Source organism: Dactylosporangium roseum (assembly GCF_025264685.1).
Taxonomy (GTDB): Bacteria; Actinomycetota; Actinomycetes; order Mycobacteriales; family Micromonosporaceae; genus Dactylosporangium; species Dactylosporangium roseum.
The window spans coordinates 2,481,787-2,502,907 of sequence record NZ_CP073721.1; the positions used below are offsets into that span (position 1 = coordinate 2,481,787).

Sequence of the window (21,121 nt, forward strand, 5' to 3'; positions counted from 1 at the left end):
CCTCACCGTCTATTTCCTCAGCGGGCTCTCGGGCGTGTCGATCATGTCGCTCTGGTTGGCGTTGACGACGTATTCGCCGTTGGTGCCCTCGGCGACGACGAACGAGTCGTCCCAGTTGTTCATCGCGGACGGCATGGCCGGCTCGGTGAGCTGCTTCGGGTCGACGATCGGCTGGTTCTGCCCGGTCCCGTCGCCCTGCTGGCCGTTCTTCGGCTGCTGCTCGTTCACGGCGTCCTGCACCGTCTTCTGCCCCTTGGTGGGGTAGAACGCCTCGTACACGTCGTCGACTTGCGCCTTGCTGAGGTCGTCACCGCCGATGTACTCGAAATAGATCGAAGCGGCGGCCTGGCTGAGCGAGACCAGACCCATGCTCAGGTCCTTCAGCATGGCGCCGGCGGCCATGAGGGACTTGGCGTGCTGGCCGCGGTAGAGCTTGCCCTCGCCCATGCCGCCGAATGTCGACTGCACCCGCATCATCGGGGTGACGCCCTGCTTGAGGTTGACGTTGAAGTCGTTCTTGACCTCGTCGGACAACAGCGTGGAGTATTCGCGCAGGCTCTCGACGTTGACCTTGATCGGCGACTTGTCGACCGGCACCCAGGTGTCGTTACCGGGGAGATCCCCTGTGTCGTCGTCCAGCATTTCACCCTCCCCGTAAGGTCGATGTCATCGAGCGGACTCAATCGTACTGAAGGTCAGCCAGGTGGGGGCCGCCAAGCGAGCTGGATCAGCCGGCCACCCTCCTTCCGCGTGACCAGGTAACCGCGGCCCGGCGGCTGGTGCGACGGGCGGACGTTGCCCAGCAGCGCGCCCTCGTCGCGCTCGCCGGACAGCAGCACGCCGGGCGAGCCGAGCTCACGCAGCCGCATCAGGATCTGCTCGTACAGGGCCCGGCTCGCGCCACCGGTGCGCCTGGTCAGGATCAGGTGCAGGCCCACGTCACGCGCCTGGCTGAGGAAGTCGAGCAGCGGCGCGATCGGGTTGGTGCTGCCGCCGGCGACGAGGTCGTAGTCGTCGACCAGCACGTACAGCTCCGGCCCCTTCCACCAGGTGCGCTTGCGTAGCTGCTCGATCGTCACGTCCGGGCCGGGCAGCCGGTCCTTGAGCACCTGGACGACCTCGGTCATGATCGCCTGCGCGGTCTCGGCCGACGTGCCGGTGCCGATGAGGTGCTCGGTCTCGAACGCGCCGAGCAGGCTGCGCCGGTAGTCGACCACGATGATCCGGGCCTCGGTGAGGGTGTACCGGTCGGCGACGGCCTGCCCGAACGCCCGCAGGAACGCGCTCTTGCCCGACGCGGAGTCGCCGAAGAGCAGGAAGTGCGGGTCGGTGGACAGGTCGATCCACACCGGGCGCAGGTCGGACTCGGCGATGCCGATCGGGATGCCGGCCATCTCCTTGTCGGTGACCGGCAGGCTCTCGTACGGCAGCAGCGCCGGCAGCAGCCGCACCGGTGGCGCACCGGGCGCCGTCCAGCCCGAGCGGATCTCGAGGACGAGCTTCTCGACGCCGTCGGCGAGGTCTTCGGCCGGGCCCGGCCCGGGTCGGTCCGGCGAAGCGTCACCGTCCGGGACCGGGCGTAGCCCCCCGTCTGCACGGGGCAGCGCCGCGAGGAACTGCAGGCCGCCCGGGACGATGCCACGGCCCGGCGTGCGTTCCGGCACGTTCATCGCCGCGCGCCGGTCGATCGCCGAGTCGCTCGCATCGCCCAGCCGCAGTTCGAGCCGGCTGCCGAAGAGGTCACGGATGGCGGGACGGATGTCCATCCAGCGCGTCGCGGTGGCGATGACGTGGACGCCGTACGTGAGGCCGCGGTTGGTGAGATCGTTGATCGCCGGCTCGAGATCCTCGAAGTCCTGCCGGATCGTCGACCAGCCGTCGATCACCAGGAACACGTCGCCGAACGGGTCGTCGGCGTGCCGGCCGGCGCGGCGTGCCCGCCGGTACGTGCCCATGGAGTCGATCGCGGCGGTGGCGAAGCGCCGCTCCCGCTCGGCGAGCAGCACCTGCAGTTCGGCGATCGTCCGGCGGACCGCGCCCGGGTCGAGGCGGGTGGCGATCCCGCCGACGTGCGGCACGTCGCGCAGCGAGCCGAGCGCGCCACCGCCGAAGTCGAGGCAGTAGAACTGGGCCTCGCGCGGGGTGTGGGTGAGCGCCAGGCTGAGGATCAGGCTCCGCAGCACCGTGCTCTTGCCGCTCGCCGGGCCGCCGACCACGACCGCGTGACCGGCCGAGCCGGCCAGCTCCCACCACACCGGGTCGCGGCGCTGGTCCAGCGGCCGGTCGACGATGCCGATCACCGCGTGCAGGGTGCCCTGCAGCTCGGGGACCTGGACGTTGAGGCCGCGCTCCGGGTCCAGCGCACGCGGCGGCATGAGTGCGTCGAGGGTCGGCGGGTCGGCCAGCGGCGGCAGCCAGACCTGGTGCGCCGGGGTGCCCTTGCCGCGCATCCGGTCGACCAGGATGTCGAGCATGCTCTCGCCGACCGCGTTTTCGTCCGGGACGGCGATCACCGGCTCCTCGGTCACCGGTGGGGCGATGTAGCCGCTGACGTAGTCGCGGACCTGCGGGCCGCCCGACGCCGCCAGCACGGCCGACGAGTCACGCCGGTACACACCCGAGACGTACGCCGCCCGGAAACGGCGCAGCGGCTCGGTGCCGAACCGGAGATACCCGTGGCCGGGCGAGCGCGGCAGCTCGAAAGCGGCGACGTCGCCGAGCACGATGCGGCTCTCCACGGCGGAGAAGGTCCGCAGACCGATCCGGTACGACAAGTGGGTGTCGAGGCCGCGCAGCCGGCCCTCCTCCAGCCGCTGCGAGGCCAGCAGAAGGTGGACGCCCAGCGACCGGCCGACCCGGCCGATCTGCACGAACATGTCGATGAAGTCGGGCTTCGCGGTGAGCAGCTCGCTGAACTCGTCGCAGATGATGAGCAGGCTCGGCAGCGGCGCCAGCGACGCGCCCGCGGTGCGGGCCTTCTCGTAGTCGCGCTGGCTGGCGAAGTTGCCGGCCTTGCGCAGCAGCTCCTGCCGGCGCAGCAGCTCGCCGTTGATCGCGTCGGTCATGCGGTCGACCAGCGGCAGCTCGTCCTCGAGATTGGTGATCACCGCGCTGGTGTGCGGCAGCACGTCCAGCTTGGTGAACGTCGCGCCGCCCTTGAAGTCGATGAGGACGAAGTTGAGCACCTCGGAGCTGTGCGTGACGGCCAGCGCCAGCACCAGCGTGCGCAGCAGCTCGGACTTGCCGGAGCCGGTGGCGCCGATGAGCAGGCCGTGCGGACCCATGCCGTCCTGCGCCGACTCCTTGAGGTCCAGCTCGACCATCGTGCCGTCGGGCGACCAGCCGATCGGCACCCGCAGCCGGTCGCGCTGCGGTCGCGGCACCCAGTGCCGGCCCGGGTCGTAGTCCTCCGGAGAGCCGATCTCCAGCAGGTCGGCGAGGTCGATGGTCCCCGCCGTGCGCTGCTCGGTGCGCGACGCGGCGGACAGGCGCAGCGGCGACAGTTGCAGCGCCAGACCCTCCGTCTCCGGCAGGCTGAGCCCGTCGGCCCGGCCCACCTCGGCCTTGCCCTCGAACGTCGTGCTGGTCAGCATGCCGCCGGGTGCGATGCTGAGCACCAGCGCCGCCTGGTCGAGCAGCCGCGGCGGCGAGGTCGACAGGTCGAGGACCGTGACACCCTCCACCCCGCCGTCGGTCATGAGATGGTCGGAGCCCAGCACGTCGCCGCCGTCGAGCACGACGATGAGGTGCGGGCCGCCCTGCCGGTCGCCGGCGCTCGTCGGGTTGAACCGGGGCCGGTTGGCCAGGACGTCGTCGAGCATCGCCTCCAGGCCGGGCACGTTGGGTGCGACGAGGCGCAGCGGGCCCAGCGCGTCGGTGCGGGACGGGTGCAGGCCGTGCGGCAGCCACTTGAGCCACTCCCACTCCTGCGGCCCGCCCGGCGCGGCACAGACCGCGACGAGCAGGTCGTCGGGGGCGTGGAAGGCGGCGGACTGGGCGATCACCGCCCGCGCGAGCGCCCGGGCCTGGTCGGGCTCACCCTGCACGTAGACCCGTGCGAAGCCGTCGAGCGCCATCACGATCGGCAGGTCGTCGACGGTCGCGTAGGTGTCCATGAACTTGCGCAGCGCGACCGCACACATCGGGTCGAGGTCGTCGAGAGGCTGGCTCTGCGGCGGTACGAGCGGTGTCGCGAGATCCTGCGGGCCGAGCGCGATCCGTACCATGCCGAAGTCCGCGTCACCGGGCCGGCGCTCCCACAACCGCTGACTGGTCGGGATCGACCACAGCGACGACGGGTCGGGGTAGCGGTAGAGCTGGCTGGCGCGCTGCCGCTGGGCGGCCTTGCGCACCTGGCGGCGCCGCTGGGCGAGATGGCGCATGTAGTTGCGCCGCGCCAGCAGCATCTCCTGCCGGCCGGGCCCCGTGTTCTGCCCGAACTGCGAGGCGAGCATGCCGACGGCGGACAGGCCGAACATGGCGCCCGTCAGGTAGGCCAGCGGCCCGCCCCGCTGCCCGGCGAACATCAGCGCCATGGAGCCCGACCCGGCCAGCATCGGGATCATCATGAGCATCTGCGCCCAGCCGCGACCTGTCGGCGCCGGCACCTCCGGGGGCGCCTCGAGCAGCACCTCTCCCGACGGATACTCGGGCTCCGGCCGGCGCGGCGGCCTCCGGCGCACGACAGTGCTCAACTGAGCTCATCCTCCCCGTAGAACGCCCCGCGGAATTCGATCCGGTCCGATGCGTCGATGCGTCAGACCGGTACCAGCACACATGCTAACCATCCGGCTGCTAGGTTGGGCACTCTCGATGGACCGGGGGAGGCGCAGGAGCGATGGCGGAGAACGTTGGTGCCGGTCTGGCCAGGGTCGTCCTGGCCGCGCCGAAGCGGCGGCTGGACCTCGCCCTGCCGGAGCAGATCCCACTGGCGATGCTGCTGCCCGGCGTCCTGCCGCGGGCCGGAGAGTCACTGGCCGACGACGGGCTCGACCACGGCGGCTGGATCCTGCGCCGCACCGACGGGTCGACGCTCGACATGAGCCGCACGCTCGCCGCCCAGGACATCCACGACGGTGACATCCTGCACCTCGCGCCGCGCTACGAGGAATGGCCCGAGCTCGAGTACGACGACGTGGTCGACGCGATCGCGGCCGGCGCCCGCCGCTACGGGGTCGCGTGGAGCCCGACGGCGACCCGGGTCACCGGCCTGGCCGTCGGCGTCTCGCTGCTGCTCGGCACGCTCGCGCTGCTCCTGCTCGCCGGTCCGTCCTGGACCGTGCCGGCGAGCATCGCCCTGTGCGTCGCCGCCGTGCTGATGACCGGCGGATTCGTACTGTCCCGCGCGCTGTCCGACGCCACCGCCGGCGCGACCCTCGGCGCCGGGAGCCTGGTCTACGCGTTCGCCGGCGGCCTGCTGGTGCTCGGCGGACGCGAGCCGCTGTCCCGGCTCGGCGCACCGCACCTGCTGGTCGGCTCGGCCGCGCTGCTCGCCTTCGGGGTGATCGGCTATCTCGCGGTGGCGGCCACGGTCCGGCTGTTCGTCGCGGGCATCGTGCTCGGCGCGCTCGGCGTCGTCGCGGGCCTGGTCGCGCTGACCTCGCTGGGCGCCGGGCAGACCGCCGCCGCGGTCGTGGGCCTGCTGGTCCTGCTCGCACCGGCGCTGCCGCTCCTCTCGGTCCGGCTGGGCAAGGTACCGTTGCCGCAGCTTCCCCGGACCACCGACGATCTGTTGCAGCAGGAGCCGGTGCCGCCCGCGGTGTCGACGTATGCCGCGGTGGCCCGGGCGGATGAGATCTTCACCGGCCTGCTGTTCGCGTTCGCGATCGCCAACGTGGTGTCGTTCTGGCTGCTCAGCCTGCACGACGGCAGCGTCAGCGCGATCCTGGTGGCCGTGGTCGCGGCCGCCTCCGCGCTGCGGGCGCGCCTGTTCACGACGGTGCGCCACCGCCTGCCGCTGCTGCTGACCGCCTTGCTGGGCGTGGCCCTGCTCCTGGCCCGCCTGGCGGACGCAGGCGTCGGGGTGCAGGTGGGGGTAGGGTTGGGGTTGCTGCTGGTGGCGGTTGCGGTGGTGACGGCCGGCATGCGCTACAGCGTCCGCCCCCCTTCGGTGTACCTGGGCCGGCTGGCGGACACTTTCGACGTGGTGCTGGTCCTGGCCACAATCCCGATCGCCTGCCAGGTGCTGGGCGTGTACCAGTTGGTGCGCGGCCTGGCCGGCTAGCCCCGCAGCGAACCTGCCCTCGGCCCGCCGTCCTGCCCTCGGTCCGTGCTTTGGTCCTCGGTTCGCCGTTCTGGCCTCGGTGCGTGCTCGGGTCCTCGGTGCGTGCTCGGGTCCTCGGTTCGCGCTTGTCCTCGGTTCGCGTCCTTGACTTCGGTCGGGCCTTGACTTCTGCCACGCTGTGCCCGCGACGGCCGTGTTCGCGCAGACCCGTCGGTGCGATCAGCCTGTCGGTAGGGGCCGTGAGCCGCGCCGTGACCACCGTTCGCTACGCCACTGATGGAAGGCCCGCAGCGGCCAGTCACGAGGCGCCGCCGCTGAGTGCCGGTTCATGGATTGGGCCGCGAGATTCGGACGCGAGGATAGCGGTCGCAAGGAGGCCGGTCGCGTGTGTCTGCTCGTGCGGGTTGGCCGTGTGGGTCGGTCGTGGGGGTTGATGGTGAGCTGATCAGGCGGGCTGGCGGTGAGAGTTGAGGGTGCGGATTGGTCGTGAGGCGTCGATCTCTGGGCGTCGGCATTGAGGACCGATCGTCAGGGGCACGGTCGACGCACCTGGTTTTCGCTCGCTGGCCGTGGCTCGTTTCGTGCCCGGCTCGTTTCGTGCCCGGCTCGTTTCGTGCCCGGCCCGTTTCGTGCCCGGCTCGTTTCATGGCCAGTCCGATGCGTCGTCGGACCGATTCCGTGATCGGCTCGACGTCGTCGAGTCGCATCGGGAACGGGCCGCGCGGCCGTGCCTTGACGGATGCCGCCGTCGGCGCCGTGGTGCGAGCGGACGACAGCTACTGCGGCGATGACTGCACGAAGCATCTGCCGGCCGTCCGGTTGGACCCTGCGATGAACCCGCCGGCTATGTGCAGGGTGTGAGGAACCCACCGGGGCGGCGGTGGACCACGCGTGTCCGTCGAGGTCAGGCCACGTCGAATTGTCGGCGGACGGCCGGGCCGCAGCCGTGAACGGAGAGCCTGGACAGGGCGGGACGGGCGGCCGCTGAGGGATGGTGGCGCCTTCTGACGGTGGGATCGCTGCCGGTTTTCCGGGGCAGGCAGCGGCCTGTCGGAGCCGTCCGGGTTGTCCGGCGCGGTCGGCACCTTGTCGTATGCGGCCGCCGACCCGTCGTGTGCGGTGCCTGAAGGCGGGGCCACGTCGGCACGGACGGGTTCGGTCTCGGTGTGGGTCGGCTCGGCCTCCGCACGAATGAGTTCGGCCTGCGCACGGGCGGGTTCGGGCTTGGTGTGCGCGGGCTCGGCCTCTGCCCGAACGGGCTTGACCTCCGCAGGGGCGGGTTCGGCGTCGGTGCGGGTCGGCTTGGCCTCCGCAGGGGCGGGTTCGGTCTCGGTGTGGGTCGGCTCGGCCTCCGCACGAATGAGTTCGGCCTGCGCACGGGCGGGTTCGGGCTTGGTGTGCGCGGGCTTGGCCTCCGCACGAATGGGCTCGGTCTCCGCGCGGGCAAGCTCAGCCTCCGCCCGCCGGGCCGCTGCCCGGGCGCGGGCCTCGCGCCAGGACTGCTCCAGCGACTCCTCCAAAGCGCGGCTGTCCGCCCGAGCCAGCTTGGCGGCATGGCGGGCGTGCAAGCCGTGCCGGCGGGCCTCGGCGAACTCCGCGCGGACCGCGGCGCGGCGCTGGCGGCGCTCACGCCAAGCGGCCGCCTGTGCGGCGAACCGTGCGTCCCAGTCGATCCACGTGACCCCGTCCTCTGCCCCCACCACACCGCCAACCTACCCCCCAGGTATGACAAAACCCTGGGTCGCGGTCAGGTCTCGAACGGAGTGAACGGCTCGCCGCGGACCAGGCGGACGATCGCCTCGTCGGGGGTTGTGCCCACCAGGAACTCGCCGGCCTCGTGCAGCAAAAATACTCGCCCGTCGGCGGCCACCGCTATGTCGCTGGGGCCGTCCTCGTACCAGGCCAGGGGGAACACCGGCGTGCCGAGTTCGGCGGCGAACTCGGTGAACAGGTCCGTGACGATCCGGCCCTGGGTCGGCCAGAACTGTACGTCGTAGCCGCCGCTTGTCGAGCCGGGCTGCTTGAGCTGCCGGAAGGACAGGCCGCCGAATTCGTCCAGCAGGCTGCGGGCCGCCGGGTGGATCGGCAGGTGCTCAGCCGCCTCGGCATCCGCAGCGTACAGGTCCCGCAACCAGCTTGACACCCACGCGTTGACGTCGCGGTCGGAGCGCCAGCCGGCGGCGGTCAGCACCCGGCGCACGTCCTCCGGCAGCCGGGTCCGGGCGGCCGCCTCGCGACGATAGAGGTCCGCGACGTGTTGCGGGGACAGCGACGGCCACTGGGTCAGCTCGCCCGTCTCCTTGTCGACCACGGCCAGCGGCGCGCCCATGACCGCGGGCGGCAGGCTGGGATCCGACGGCGGCACCTTGGCCCACGCGACGAAACCCAGGTCGAACTCGTAGAGCCCGATGTCCCCGCCACTGGACGGGACGCTGGCCAGCGCCCACGGCCGGGCGATCTCGACGGCCTCATCCGGCGTCACCAATGCAGCGCACCTCCCCATAACTGGCCTATCGTATGCAGCCGAGCGCGGTCTCGCATGGAGGGCCACCGAACGGGGAGGGACAACCGGGCATGCCGTCCCGACGGGAACAGATCCATTCGTACCAGTATCTGATGCGCCGGGTGGTCAACGCGTTCGTCGCGGGTGAGGCCGATCCCTCGATGTCGCCGACGCGCAGGCTGGCCGGTGCGGGGTTCGCCAGCGTCATGGTGGCCGTCCTTGTCGTGGCCGTCTTCGGCGTCATCGGCCTGCTCAAGAAGGGTGGCAACACAAGCTGGCAGTCCAACGGCGTGGTGGTGATCGAGAAGGAGACCGGCACCCGGTACGTCTACCGCGACGGCGTCCTCTATCCGGTCGCCAACTACGCGTCGGCGGTCCTGGTGATCGGCCAGCCGGTGACCACCGTCTCCGTGTCGCGCGAATCGCTGGTCGGCGCGACCCGCGGGCCGTTGATCGGCATCCCGGGTGCGCCCGACGCGTTGCCGCCGGCCGGCCGGATGCTGAAGACCCCCTGGTCGGTGTGCGCGCAGAACGCGCGGGACGGCAGCGGCGGCACGACGGTCGTCAGCACGGTCCTCGTGGGCGCCTCGCCGGCCGGCGGCACCCCGCTGGACAAGTCGGCGGTGCTGGTCCGTGACGTGGCCGGCAGCAAGGTGTACCTGTTGTGGAACGGCCATCGGTTCCATGTCCCGACCCGCGTGCAGCTCGGTGCGATGGGCATCGACGGGCAGCCCTCGGTGCTCGTCGACGGTGCCTGGCTCGACACCGTGCCGCTGGGCCTGCCGGTGCAGCAGCCCACGGTCGAGGGGCGCGGCCAGCAGTCCACGGCGCTCAAGAACTTCCTGGTCGGGCAGGTGCTGTCGGTCACCGGTGGCGGTACGACCAGCTACTACCTCGTGCGCGCTAACGACATCCTGCCGGTGACCACTGTGGAGCAGGCGCTCATCCTCGCCGACTCGGCCACGGCGGCCGCATATCCGGGCGGGAGGCCGTCGGTCACGGAGGTCTCCCCGGCGGAGATGGCCCAGGTGACCAAGGCCCGGCGCCAGGCCGCCTCCGACCTGGACCCGCCCGCCGAGGTGCCGGCCATGGTGCCGGTGCCGGCGGACGCCGCGATCTGCTCGACGTTCGACAACGGCGCCACCGCGCCGAAGTTCGTGGTGAACACCGAACCGCTGCCGGTGGGCGCGGGCATCGCCACCGGCGGCAGTTCCGCGCAGGAGGTCGCCGACCGGGTGCTGGTGGAGCCGGGTCACGGCGCGATCGTGCGCTCCGCGCCGTCGGCGCAGGAGGGCACGGGCACTGTGTTCTTCGTCACTGACCAGGGCAAACGCTATCCGCTGCCGAGTCCCGCGCAACTGGCCTGGTTCGGCTACGGCGCGATCCAGCCGGTCGTCATGCCGTCGTACGTCGTCGCCCGCATCCCGACCGGTCCGGGCCTCGATCCGCAGGCCGCGCAGCGCCCCTTGGCGGGCTGATGTGGCGGCCCTCTGTCAGGATGTGGGAGAACTTCGATACGGTGATATCGAGGTACACCGTGCTGGGCATCGGCGCGGTTCGGCTAGCCGCCCCATGGGGAGGCGCGGGCAAACCGAATGGAGGTTGGTCTCACGATGGCAGGCAAGGGCGTAACCACTGACGCCGCGGTCATGGCGAAGACCGCCGGGGAGGTCGAAGGGGCCGCTGACCGGCTCACGAGCATGTTCAACAAGCTGATGAACGAGCTCACACCACTGCAGGCGGCCTGGGTCGGCGCCGGCGGTACCTCCTTCCAGGGGGTCCGGGAGCGGTTCGACACCGACGTGGCGAACCTCAACGTCGCGCTGCGCAGCATCGCCTCCGCGGTGGCCAGTGCCGGTCGTGACTACACGCTCAGCGACGACGAGATGCGCCAGGAGATGCAGCAGGCCGGCGCGACGGCCGGCGAGATCACGCGCGCGCTGAAGCTCAACTGAGCCGACAACGGGGAAGGAACAAGCGACCATGGCCAGTGACGAGATCGTCGTCGAATTCGCGGCCCTGAACCAGGCCGCCGCGGACATCAGCAGCGCGCTGTCGTCGATGCAGTCCGAGTTGGACAACGTCAACTCGACGGTGCAGCCGTTGGTGAGCACCTGGCAGAGCGACGCCCAGGAGGCGTTCGTGCAGCGCAAGGCGGAGTGGACGAGTGCGGCCAACGACCTGCACACGCTGCTCACCGGGATCAAGAGCGCGGTCCTCAAGTCCGCCGAGATCATGGCTGCGCGCGAGAAGGCGAACGTCGCCAAGTTCCAGCGCTGATCCGCCGCGTGCGACACCGCCCGCCGGCGTCGCACGGTAGGCGGGGCAAGCCGATGAGAGCATGGCCCGACCACGTGCGTCCGCATGGCCGGGCCATGACTCATTCCGGCCCTTCGCGATCGAGGGTGGAGTTCGGCCCTGAACCCGCCGGTCTCCAGCAGGGTCTTGCCGCGTGCACGGTCGGGCTCGCGGTAGGCCGCGACTATCGCCTGACCGTGTCAGGCGATAGTCGCCCTGCCTCTGGTGATTGGCTGCGATGCCGCGAAGCGGTGGCGGTGAGGAGGCCGGCGACGGCGGCGTCTTGCGCGCCGATGCCGGTGAGGTCGGCGATCGTGATGTCGGTGTGGCTGCGGCGGCCGGGGGCGTGTGCGGTGAGGATCTGGCCGAGGGTCTGGATCGGCAGGGTGTCGGCGAGACCGGCCTGGGCGGCGTGCTGGAGTTCGCCGAGGCGTAGGCACTGTTGGGGGTCGTCGACGGCGATCACCGTGGCGTGTCGCAGGACGGAGATGTCGAGTTCCTGTTTGCCGGGCGTGTCGGAGCCGACGGCGGTGATGTGGGTTCCTGGCGCGATCCACTCCCCGTGCACCAGCGGGCTGTGCGAGGGGGTGGTGGTGATGACGAGCTGGGCGTCGCGCACGGCGTCCTCGACGGTGTCGGTCATCTTGACCTGCCAACTGTGCATCACTCCCATGCGTTCAGCGAACGCGTGTGCCCGAGCGGGGTTGCGTGCGTGGACGAGGAGTTCCCTGGGCTGGCGGACCAGCAGCAGCATGCGCAACTGGTGTTCGGCCTGCGTGCCGGATCCGATGATGGCGGCGCGGTCGAGGTCCGGGTTGGCCAGCGCGTCGGCGGCGACGGCGCCGGCGGCGCCGGTCCGCAGGTCGGTCATGTACCCGTTGTCCAAGGCGATGGCGAGGGGATGGCCGGTCGCGGCGTCGGCGATGATGCTCAGGCCGCCGGAGACGGGCAGGCCGAAGTCGCGGTTGGTGTAGAAGCCGGTGGCCAGCTTGACGGCGTAGTGCTGGGCGCCGTGCAGGTGCGCGCCCTTGACGTGCACCTCGCCGTGCGGTGAGCCGTCGGCGGAGGTGACGTTCAGGTGCCAGGGCGGGGGTTGGGAGACGGCGCCCGTCGCATGGGCGATCAGCGCGTCCCGGGTGACCTGCAGAACCATGGCCGGGGACAGCGCGCTGCGGACCTGTGCTTCGTCGAGGACCTGGACGGTGGGCATCGGGTGGCTGGCCGACATGGGGCAGGCCCTGCTTTCGTTCGGGATGTCAGCGGCTGGTGGTGTGCTCGGTGAGTACGGTCGCCAAGGCTGGGAGGGCGATGTTGCGGCCGGAGACGACGGCGACGATCCGCCCTTGGGCGGTGACCTTTCCGGCGAGGACGGCAGCGACCGCTGCGGCTCCGGCGCCCTCGGCGACGTACCCGCGCTCGGCGGCCAGGTAGCGGATCCCGTCGCGGATCTCGGCCTCGGTGACGGTGACGAGCGCGTCGACGTGGCGGGCGATGAGGTCAACGGTGACGCAACCGGGTTCGATGTTGCCGGCCATCCCATCGGCCAGTGTCGCCTCCACCTCGACCGGTACCTGTTGGCCGACGGCCACCGCCGCGGAGACGGCAGTGGAGGCCGCGGCCTCGACGCCGACGACGCGCACGTCGTTGCGTCCCGCGGCCCACAGTCCCAGTCCGGCGGCCAGGCCGCCTCCACCCACGCCGCACACCAGGGTCAGCGGGCCGGTGACCTGGCCGTCGAGTTCGGTGCCGATGGTCGACTGGCCGGCGATCACGTGCGGATCGTTGTACGCCGAGATGTACAGCGCGGCTCCACTGTCGGCGACCCGGCGGGCGTAGGCCTCGGCGTCGTCGTAGCTGGCGCCGGTCTGCACCAGGTCCACGCCGGATCGGCGTAGTTGGTCGACCTTGGCCGTCGAGGCGTTCTCGGCCACCACGACCGTGGCCCGTCGGCCCATGGTCCGGGCGGCGAAGGCGACACCGAGGGCATGGTTTCCGGCAGACGCTGTGATCAGCGGTACTCCGGTCGGTGCGGCGGCCAGCGCGGCCAGCGCTCCGCGGACCTTAAACGACCCGGTGGGCTGCAGGCTTTCCAGCTTCAGCGCCGGTGCCTGCGCGGTCCCCGCTCCGGGGTCGAGCGGGGTCGGCGCCAGGTGGGCCGTCACCACCTGTCGTGCGGTCTCGATGTCCGCAGCGGTGGGGGAGCGCACAGCGCGTAGGGGGAAAGCAGCGGTCATGACTCGACCATGCCCCCTGCTCGGCGAGGGCACCAGGTCGGCGTGCTTGCGCTGACCGTAAGCTTTGCTGATGCTCGACCCGAGGAAGCTCCAGATCTTGGTGGACGTGTCGGACACCGGATCTATCGCGGGCGCCGCCCAGCGCGCCGGGATTTCCGCCTCGGCGGCCTCCCAGCAGTTGACCGCCCTGGAACGCCAGTGCGGGGCCAGGCTCCTCGAACGCTCCGCCCGTGCCGTCAGGCTGACCGCTGCGGGTCAGGTGCTGGCCGACCGGGCCCACAAGGTGCTGGCCGAACTGCACGCCGCCGCCCACGCCGTGCAGGCTGCGGCGGGCCTTCGTGGTGGAACTCTGCGCGTCGCGGCGTTCGCCTCCTCGGGGCCGGCGCTGACGGTGCCCGCACTGGCGGCATTCCACCGCCGCCATCCAGAAGTCACCCTGACCTTCACCGAACTCGAACCCGAGGAAGCTGTGGTCGCCGTCGCCGACGGTCACATCGATCTGGCGGTGACGCACCAGTACCGGCACCTACCCCCGCCGGACGTGCGCGGTCTGACCCAGACCCTGTTGCACCGTGACCGGCTGTTCCTGGCCGTGCCGGCCCACGCCCGACCCGCGACACCGGCGGCCATCAGCCTGGCTGCCCTCGCCGACGCGACGTGGGTGTCCACCAAACCGACGGACGGATTCCAGGCCGTGACCGAACATGCCTGCCGTGCAGCCGGATTCGCCCCGCGCATCGACTTCCGGGCCGACGACTACGACCTGCTGCTCGGCCTGGTCGGCGCCGGCATGGGCGTGGCACTGGTCCCCGAACTGCTCGCCACTTTGCGGCCCGGGGTCAGCTACCTGCAACTGGCCGACCCCGAAGGCCTCAGCCGGGACATCTACGTCACCGCCCGCGCCACGGACCCCTCCCCAGCCGTTCAGGCCATGGCCGGGTGCCTGGCCCGGCAACTCACCCGCCGCTGGGCCCCATCCCCAGCCCCAGACGACCTGCCGCAGTAAGCCGACGGCCAGCCGCCGCAGACCGCTCAGCCGGTGGCCGCGCTGCTCGCCCGAGCCCGGTCAGCCGAGGCCGGCGGCTAGGGCGTCGGCCACCGCGACCCGGGGCTTGTCCGGATCGGCGCGGGTCCAGTCCGGGTGCGCGCGGTTGGTCAGCAGCACCACCACGACCCGCCGGTCCGGGTCGACGAGCCACGACGTGCCGGTGAACCCGGTGTGGCCGAAGGTCAGCGGCCGGGCCAGCTTGCCCATGAACCAGGGCTGTTGCAGCTCGACGCCGAGCCCGTGCGTCGACGAGCGGCCGGGCCGCTCCGCGTCGATCGCCGGCAGGCCCCGGTTGGCGTTGACGAGCATCCGGCGCACGATCTTCTCGCTCAGGATGCGCCTGCCGCCGTACTCACCGCCGTTGATCAGCATCTGGCCCAGGACCGCCAGGTCGGACGCGGTGCCGAACATGCCCGCGTGCCCGGCGACCCCGCCCAGCGCGAGGCACAGGTCGTCGTGGACCACCCCGCGTGTCAGGCCCCGCGCCTTGCGGGCCTCGGTGGCGACCAGCCGGGGATCGTTGCCGGAGATCTGGTTCAACGGCTTGAACATGGTGTCGCGCATGCCCAGCGGGCCGGTGATCCGGTCCCGTACGGCCGCGTCGAGCGCCTGCCCGGCGACCTTCTCGACGAGCCGGCCGAGCACCATCAGGCCGACGCCGGAGTACCGGAACGTGTTGCCCGGCACGCCACCGCCGACCAGCGGCGCGGTGACCACCTTGGCCCACCGGTCCGCCACGGTGGCCAGCCCGGAGAAGCTGACGCCGCCGGGCAGTGCGCCGGTGTGCGCCAGCACCATCGCGACGGTGATCGCGTCCTTGCCGGCGCCGGTGAACTCGGGCAGGTACCGCACCACGGGTGCGTCGAGGTCGACCTTGCCCTGGTCGGCGAGCTGGAGCACGAGCAGCGCGGTGAAGACCTTGGTGATCGAGGCCAGGTCGAAGATGGCGTCGCGGCGCATCGGGACCCGCTGCGCGCTCGGCAGCTCGACCGGGCCGGTGCCGTAGCGCAGCGCGTGCCCGACCGCTGTGTGCGCGGTGACCTGCCCGTCGACGGCGACGAGCGCGACGGCGCCGGCGTATCCGGGGTACTTCGGGTTGTCCGGCGCCGGCGCGAGGTATCGCGTCATGACCTGGGTCAGCGTCGCACCGTACGCGGCGGTCGCGCCGAGCGGCCGCACCACGCGGCCGGGCGTGAAGGTGAGCTCCGCGGGGCTGGTCGCGCGGCCCTTCGGCGCCTTGCCGAACCCGGGCGGGGCGGCCGAGCCGGACATGGACGCCGATGGCGAGCCGGCCGCGGAGCCCTCCGCGCCGGGCAGCCCGGCGGACTCGCCGACGGGCCGGGCGGTGCCCGTGGCCGGTGCCGCCCTGCCGCACCCGGCGAGCAGGGCACCGGCGGCGGCGAGGCCGGTCCCGAGCACGGTTCGGCGGGCCACGGTCATGCGCGGGATTGTGCCATGCACGCTGACCGGCCCGTTCGCCACCTCGACGTCGGCCGAACCGGCGATGTGCGGCTGAGCGGCGACCTCAGGCCGGCTGGCCCCAGGGTGGCGGAAGCGGATCGCGGACGGCCGTCGCGTCATGGGGGCCAGGCGGGGTTGCCCGGCTCGCCCGGGTCGAAGAGCGGTGGGTGGCCGGTGCGGTAGGACTCCGGCCGGGCAGCGGGGCACCCTGGACCGTCACGAGCACCGCGGGCGGCGACCCGCCGAGCGGGAGGCCCGCGTCGGGTGGCAGGCTGGTACGCATGGCGCTGTTCACCGTTGCCGAGGCGAAGGCCGAGCTGGCGCGGCTCCGACCGACGCTGGATCGGATCGTGGCCGTCCGTGCCGACGCCGCCGAACTTGCCGCGTCTCTCCAGCCGGGCGGCACCCCGACCGGCCTCGGTGGGATGCCCGAGTTGAAGGCCGCGCAGGCGCTGCTGGACGAGTTGCTCACCGCGGTGCAGCAGACCGGCGCGGAGCTCAAGGGCCTGGCCCCGCTGCTGGTCGACTTCCCGGCCGAGTTCGACGGCACCGACGTGCTGCTGTGCTGGCTCGAGGGCGACGCCGAACTCGCCTGGTATCACCGCACGGACCTCGGCTTCGCCGGCCGCCGCCCCCTGCCGTAGCTAGCCGAACAGGTGCGCCCGCGCCGGTGCGGGAATCCACAGCAGCGCCAGCGCCACCACGGTGAGAGCGAACCCGGCGGCCAGCACGGTCTTGACCACGACGGCGTAGCTGCGCTGCTCCGCACGCCACACGAACACCCGCCCGACGGCCTGCGTCGTGAGCAGGGCGGTCAGCGTGATCAGCGCCCAGCCGGCGCCGTTCCACACCTCGATGCCGAGCCAGCCATACAGGACGGCGAAGGTCAGATGGAAGAAGAACGGCACGTGTAGCCCGAACGGCGGGGTGACGAGCGCGTAGATGTGCTCGGCCACCAGCAGCGCGATGCAGACGACCGCCCAGACGACGGGCACCGGAACGTCGGCGGGCATGACACCCCCTGTCTGAACCTCTTGAGACTGTCTCAAATGAGATCGTCTTGTCCGGTGTAGCGTAGCAGGTGTGCCGAACAGCGCCAGACCCCGATGGCCCGCCGCCGCCGAGCTGCCGGACGGGCACGTGGCGACCGGACTGCTGCTCCAGATGGCGCACCGCGCCGCCCACGACCGGCTCGCCGCCGAGCTGAAGCCACTCGGCATGGACATTCGCCATTTCGGCATCCTGCAGTTCCTGGCCCGAGGCGGGCTGACCCAGCGCCAACTGATCGACCTGGTCGGCGTCGACAAGTCCACCCTGGTCCGGATCATCGATCAGCTTGAGGAGCAGGGCCTGGCCGTGCGGACCCGTGACCCGCACGACCGGCGGGCCTTCCAGGTCACCGTCACCGAGCGCGGGCGGGAGCGCCTCGCGGCGGCGAACGCGGTGGCCGCCGACCTGGGCGACCACCTGTTCGGCTGGCTGGGCGCGGGCGACCGCCGTCGGCTGCACGAGCTGCTCCAGCGGATCATCCAGCAGGCGCACGAGCGGGGTTAGCCGGCCGACCGGCGGTGCCGCGCGACTGTGTCGAGCTGCTCACGCCTTCGCTGAGTGGGTTGTCGGGCCACGTTCCAGGCGGCGGAGGCGCCACGTTCCAGGCGGCGGAAGCGCCGCATTTTAGGCGGCGGAGGCGCCGCCCGCGTTCCAGGCGGCGGAGGACCGGGACGGCGGTCGCGCGAACGGCGTGCCGGTCGGCGGCGTGTGGATGCACCACTCCGTCGCCGGCGGCCCGGTCATGCTCATCGGCGCCCGCGCTACCGGTGGGATCGATGCTCGTCGTGGTCGCGGGCTGAGTCCTCGCCACGACGGTCGTCGCCGATGCCGGTCGGGCCCGCGTCGCGGAGCGGGTCGCGGCCCGCTCCGGGGAACGGGTGCTGAACCGTCAGTGGAGCCGGTCGAGCACCTCGTCCGTCGTGAGCACCTCGCCGAACCGGGGCAGGACCACGGTCAGAGCGTGCTCGTGCTCCTGTGCGGTCAGGCCGCTCATGGCGTCGGCGGCGAAGACCACCTTGAACCCGTGATCGGCGGCCGCGCGGGCGGTCGACTCGACGCCCATCGTCGTCGCTATGCCGGTCATGACCACCTTGTCGACGCCCCGCTCGCGCAGTTGCTCCGCGAGGCCGGTGCCGTAGAACGCGCCGACGGTGCGCTTCACGACGGTGATGTCGCCCGGCTCCGGCCGCAGCTCCGGGACGAACTCGCCGCCGGGCGGCTGCTCGGCGACGCCCGGCCGCTCGGCCCGGATCAGCACGATCGCACCGCCGGCCCGGCGGAACGCGGCCACCAGCCGGCTCGTCCGGGCCACGATGTCGGCGCCGAGGTGCGGGCCGAGGTCCCGCTCGACGACGCGTGGCATCAGGTCCACGACGATCAGGGCGGTGTGCCGGGCCAGGATCTCGTTGGTAACGACCGAATCCATGTCGAGACCCTAACACCGCAGGTTCCGTAGCGCGGGGAGGACCCCGCCCTCGATCATCAACAGCAGCCGCCGTACGACACCGTCGGACCCCGGCCGACCCCGGCCGGTCGCGGGCACCGGCGGGCTGCGAGGCTTGGGATCATGACTCCGCTGAAGCTGATCGAGCTGGACCCGGGCAAGTACTCCCTGCTGCTCAACGCCGGGACCACCGCCGTCGACGGCGTGATCGAGAAACTCGGGCACGAGCCCAACGGGTACTTCTGGGAGGGCGTCGCCCAGGTGCTCGTCGCCACGGAGGCCCCGGAGCTGGAGGGCCGCTTCTCGTACGATCCGGAGGCGGGCATGTTCTGCGCCTATGGCTCCGACCGGGAGGCCCTCGAGGCGCTGGGCACCCGGATGAGCGCGGTGGCGGGGGACGCCGGCCGGATCCGGCACCTGGTGACCACGGCCGAGGCGAACGGCATCGAGTTCGACGACTGACCCGCGAACCGCGGAGCCGCGGCTTCACGCCGGTCGTTATGGTGGGCTGCGTGCCTCGACGTGCTCCACGCCACGACCGCGACGCCGGTGGGCCGGCCGATCTGCTCGCCGCCAAGGCCGCCCTGCGGGAGGAGGTGTGGGCGGCGCTGAGCGCGGCCCGGGTGGCCCGGTTCCCGGGCGCCGCCGGGCGGATCTCCAACTTCGTCGGTGCCGAGGCGGCCGCGGAGCGGCTGCGGTCCACCGCGTGCTGGAGCACCGCCGGGACGGTCAAGGCCAACCCCGACTCGGCGCAACTGCCCGTGCGGCAACGCGCCCTGGAGGACGGCAAGGTCGTCTACATGGCGGTGCCCAGGCTCGCCGAGCCGGAGCCGTTCTTCCTGCTCGACCCCGACCACCTGGCCGACAAGCCGCGGACCGCGGCGTCGATCAGCGGCGCCGGCCGGTCCGCACGCCGGATCTCGGTCGCCGACCTCGCGCCGGTCGACCTCGTCGTCACCGGTTGCGTCGCCGTCGGGGAAGACGGCGCCCGGCTGGGCAAGGGTGGCGGCTTCGCCGACCTCGAGTTCGCGCTCGCCGGCGCCGCCGGGCTGATCGGCGCGGACACGATGGTCGTCACCACCGTCCACGAGCTGCAGGTGCGTCCGGCCGGCGTGGTCCCGACGACCGGCCACGACGTGCCCGTCGACTTCGTCGTCACTCCCGACCGGGTCATCGACTGCCGGGGCCGGCGCGGGCCACGCCCGGCGGCCGGGATCCGCTGGGCGGAGCTGACCGACGAGAAGATCGAGTCGATTCCGCTGTTGCGAGCGTTGCGCGAACAGCGCTGATGAACGCGCTCGGCGGGCCGGTCACCGCGGTCGCGCCGGCCGTGATGAGGACCCGCTTCGCGGTGCCCGCGGCCGCGACAGGAGACCGAGCAGCGGGCGCTCACCGGTGCGACGGGAGCAGAGGAAGTACCGCTGAAGCGTCCTCCCGGACAGGTGAGGCCGCGCCGCCCGGGCCGGTGTGACGGTGGAATGTGATCACGTCTGCTGTCGGGCTGGAGGGCGATGGCGGTGGGGACGGCGACCGTGCGCGGCTGGGTCGGTGGAGCACTTTCCGCCGTGCTGGCCCTGAGCCCGGTCGCGGGATGCGCGCCGGGCCGGGCGGCCGGCCCCGGTCCCGGGCGTTCGCCGCCCCCGTCCGCTCCCGGGCCGGACCCCACGGACCTGAGTCCCGGGCCGGCCGGCCCGTCCGCCCACGGTGACGCGCTGGTGTCGGTCACCACGCAGGCGCGGCACCTCGACATTCCCTGGGGCGTGACGTTCCTGCCGGACGGCGGCGCCCTCGTCACCGAACGGAGGACCGCGCGGATCCTCAAGGTGGGACCGGGCCGGCAACGCGACGGTGAGCTGACCGTGTCGGTCGTGGCCACGGTCACCGAGGCGAACGCCGACACCGAGGGTGGCCTGCTCGGCATCGCGGCCTCGCCGTCGTACGCCGACGACCGGACCGTGTTCGTCTACTACTCGACGACGACCGACAACCGGATCGCGAAACTGCGGCTGCCCGGGCGACCCCGGCCGATCGTCACCGGCATCCCGAGCGGCGGGGTGCACAACGGCGGACGGCTGGCCTTCGGCCCGGACGGGTACCTCTACGCGAGCACCGGCGACGCCGCACGGAACGAGAACGCGCAGCACCTGGACAGCCTCGGCGGGAAGATCCTGCGCATGACGCCCGACGGCGGGCCCGCGCCGGGAAACCCGTTCCCCGGCTCGCTCGTGTGGTCCTACGGGCACCGCAACCCGGAGGGCATGGCGTGGGACAGCCGCGGCACCATGTTCGTCGCCGAGATCGGCGAGGCCGCCTGGGACGAGCTCAACGTGGTCCGGCCCGGCCGCAACTACGGCTGGCCGGCGGTCGAGGGCATCGGCGGCGACGCGCGGTACACCGACCCGGTGGTGGCGTGGCGCCCGGAGGTGGGGGTCAGCGCCGACGTGGCGATCGCCGGCCGTACCGCCGTCGTGACCTGTCTGCGAGGTCAGCGCGTCTACCTGGTGCCCCTCGGCGGCGCGGCCACGAGCGGTGCGGGAGACGACGTTTCCGGCGTCCGGTGGCGCACCGGTGCCGGGGTGGCCGGGCGTCCGGTGGAGGCGCTGGACGCCCGCTACGGCCGGCTCCGCACCGCGATCCGCGCCCCGGACGGCAGCATCTGGCTCACCACGTCCAACCGCGACGGCCGCGACGACCGCGGGCCGGTCCCCGACGACGACCGGATTCTCCGCCTGTGGTTGCGCGGCGCGGGCCTCGTCGAGCTGACCTGAGGGCGCCGACGGTACCGCCGTTTCCTGAAAATTCGCTGGATGTTCTCCGGCCGCCGGTTCACACCGAAGTGCTGATGTCCGTGCGGTGGTGC

19 protein-coding genes are annotated in these 21,121 nt (G+C 72.1%); 10 read left to right on the top strand and 9 right to left on the bottom strand.

Annotation, left to right across the window (positions count from 1 at the left end):
- Positions 1-9: 9 nt before the first annotated feature.
- Both Drose_RS12275 and eccCa read right to left on the bottom strand, forming a co-directional pair.
- Complete coding sequence (locus tag Drose_RS12275) at positions 10-642, bottom strand: hypothetical protein (protein WP_260728301.1); 633 nt, start codon at positions 640-642, stop codon at positions 10-12.
- Positions 643-695: 53 nt separating this feature from the next.
- The gene (eccCa, locus tag Drose_RS12280) at positions 696-4,694 is read right to left on the bottom strand and encodes a type VII secretion protein EccCa (RefSeq protein WP_260728302.1); all 3,999 of its coding nucleotides are present in this window, start codon (positions 4,692-4,694) and stop codon (positions 696-698) included.
- A gap of 143 nt (positions 4,695-4,837) precedes the next feature.
- Between eccCa and eccD the strand changes: the two genes are divergently transcribed.
- Positions 4,838-6,223, top strand: a complete 1,386-nt coding sequence (gene eccD, locus Drose_RS12285) for a type VII secretion integral membrane protein EccD (protein ID WP_260728303.1) — start codon at positions 4,838-4,840, stop codon at positions 6,221-6,223.
- A 776-nt stretch (positions 6,224-6,999) separates the two neighbouring features.
- On the opposite strand, the gene Drose_RS12290 is transcribed toward eccD, so the two are convergent.
- A complete protein-coding gene (locus Drose_RS12290) occupies positions 7,000-7,926 on the bottom strand; it encodes a hypothetical protein (RefSeq protein ID WP_260728304.1) in 927 nt (308 codons plus the stop codon).
- A 44-nt stretch (positions 7,927-7,970) separates the two neighbouring features.
- Positions 7,971-8,705 (bottom strand): SUKH-3 domain-containing protein, encoded by a 735-nt coding sequence (locus Drose_RS12295; RefSeq protein ID WP_260728305.1) that lies wholly within the window; start codon positions 8,703-8,705, stop codon positions 7,971-7,973.
- Between the two features lie 92 nt (positions 8,706-8,797).
- On the opposite strand from Drose_RS12295, the gene eccB reads away from it, so the two are divergent.
- From eccB to Drose_RS12310, 3 genes are all read left to right on the top strand, one after another.
- Positions 8,798-10,204, top strand: coding sequence for a type VII secretion protein EccB (eccB, locus tag Drose_RS12300; protein WP_260728306.1), 1,407 nt, complete (start codon positions 8,798-8,800; stop codon positions 10,202-10,204).
- Positions 10,205-10,339: 135 nt separating this feature from the next.
- Positions 10,340-10,681: a WXG100 family type VII secretion target gene (locus Drose_RS12305; protein WP_260728307.1), complete on the top strand. Its 342-nt coding sequence runs from the start codon at positions 10,340-10,342 to the stop codon at positions 10,679-10,681.
- A gap of 28 nt (positions 10,682-10,709) precedes the next feature.
- The gene (locus Drose_RS12310; protein ID WP_260728308.1) at positions 10,710-11,006 is read left to right on the top strand and encodes a WXG100 family type VII secretion target; all 297 of its coding nucleotides are present in this window, start codon (positions 10,710-10,712) and stop codon (positions 11,004-11,006) included.
- A 202-nt stretch (positions 11,007-11,208) separates the two neighbouring features.
- Here Drose_RS12310 and Drose_RS12315 read toward each other — a convergent pair whose 3' ends face one another.
- Together Drose_RS12315 and Drose_RS12320 are read right to left on the bottom strand one after the other, a co-directional pair.
- Complete coding sequence (locus Drose_RS12315) at positions 11,209-12,252, bottom strand: ornithine cyclodeaminase family protein (protein ID WP_260728309.1); 1,044 nt, start codon at positions 12,250-12,252, stop codon at positions 11,209-11,211.
- 28 nt (positions 12,253-12,280) lie between these two features.
- Complete coding sequence (locus Drose_RS12320; RefSeq protein ID WP_260728310.1) at positions 12,281-13,258, bottom strand: threonine ammonia-lyase; 978 nt, start codon at positions 13,256-13,258, stop codon at positions 12,281-12,283.
- 70 nt (positions 13,259-13,328) lie between these two features.
- Between Drose_RS12320 and Drose_RS12325 the strand changes: the two genes are divergently transcribed.
- Positions 13,329-14,264, top strand: coding sequence for a LysR family transcriptional regulator (locus Drose_RS12325; protein WP_260728311.1), 936 nt, complete (start codon positions 13,329-13,331; stop codon positions 14,262-14,264).
- Positions 14,265-14,324: 60 nt separating this feature from the next.
- Here Drose_RS12325 and Drose_RS12330 read toward each other — a convergent pair whose 3' ends face one another.
- Positions 14,325-15,746: a serine hydrolase domain-containing protein gene (locus Drose_RS12330; protein WP_260728312.1), complete on the bottom strand. Its 1,422-nt coding sequence runs from the start codon at positions 15,744-15,746 to the stop codon at positions 14,325-14,327.
- A 302-nt stretch (positions 15,747-16,048) separates the two neighbouring features.
- On the opposite strand from Drose_RS12330, the gene Drose_RS12335 reads away from it, so the two are divergent.
- Positions 16,049-16,411 carry a DUF2203 domain-containing protein gene (locus Drose_RS12335; protein ID WP_260728313.1) on the top strand — a complete coding sequence of 121 codons (363 nt, stop codon included), beginning with the start codon at positions 16,049-16,051 and terminating at the stop codon, positions 16,409-16,411.
- Here Drose_RS12335 and Drose_RS12340 read toward each other — a convergent pair whose 3' ends face one another.
- Positions 16,412-16,780: a hypothetical protein gene (locus tag Drose_RS12340; protein ID WP_260728314.1), complete on the bottom strand. Its 369-nt coding sequence runs from the start codon at positions 16,778-16,780 to the stop codon at positions 16,412-16,414.
- 70 nt (positions 16,781-16,850) lie between these two features.
- Between Drose_RS12340 and Drose_RS12345 the strand changes: the two genes are divergently transcribed.
- Positions 16,851-17,321 carry a MarR family winged helix-turn-helix transcriptional regulator gene (locus Drose_RS12345; protein ID WP_260728315.1) on the top strand — a complete coding sequence of 157 codons (471 nt, stop codon included), beginning with the start codon at positions 16,851-16,853 and terminating at the stop codon, positions 17,319-17,321.
- A gap of 385 nt (positions 17,322-17,706) precedes the next feature.
- Here the strand turns inward: Drose_RS12345 and Drose_RS12350 are convergent, their stop codons facing one another.
- Entirely contained in the window at positions 17,707-18,243 is a 537-nt protein-coding gene (locus tag Drose_RS12350; RefSeq protein WP_260728316.1) for an isochorismatase family protein, read from the bottom strand.
- 141 nt (positions 18,244-18,384) lie between these two features.
- Between Drose_RS12350 and Drose_RS12355 the strand changes: the two genes are divergently transcribed.
- From Drose_RS12355 to Drose_RS12365, 3 genes are all read left to right on the top strand, one after another.
- Entirely contained in the window at positions 18,385-18,723 is a 339-nt protein-coding gene (locus Drose_RS12355) for an immunity 51 family protein (protein ID WP_260728317.1), read from the top strand.
- A gap of 50 nt (positions 18,724-18,773) precedes the next feature.
- On the top strand, positions 18,774-19,550 hold the full coding sequence (locus tag Drose_RS12360) for a 5-formyltetrahydrofolate cyclo-ligase (protein ID WP_260728318.1): 777 nt from the start codon (positions 18,774-18,776) through the stop codon (positions 19,548-19,550).
- A 222-nt stretch (positions 19,551-19,772) separates the two neighbouring features.
- Complete coding sequence (locus tag Drose_RS12365) at positions 19,773-21,029, top strand: PQQ-dependent sugar dehydrogenase (RefSeq protein WP_260728319.1); 1,257 nt, start codon at positions 19,773-19,775, stop codon at positions 21,027-21,029.
- Positions 21,030-21,121 lie beyond the last annotated feature (92 nt).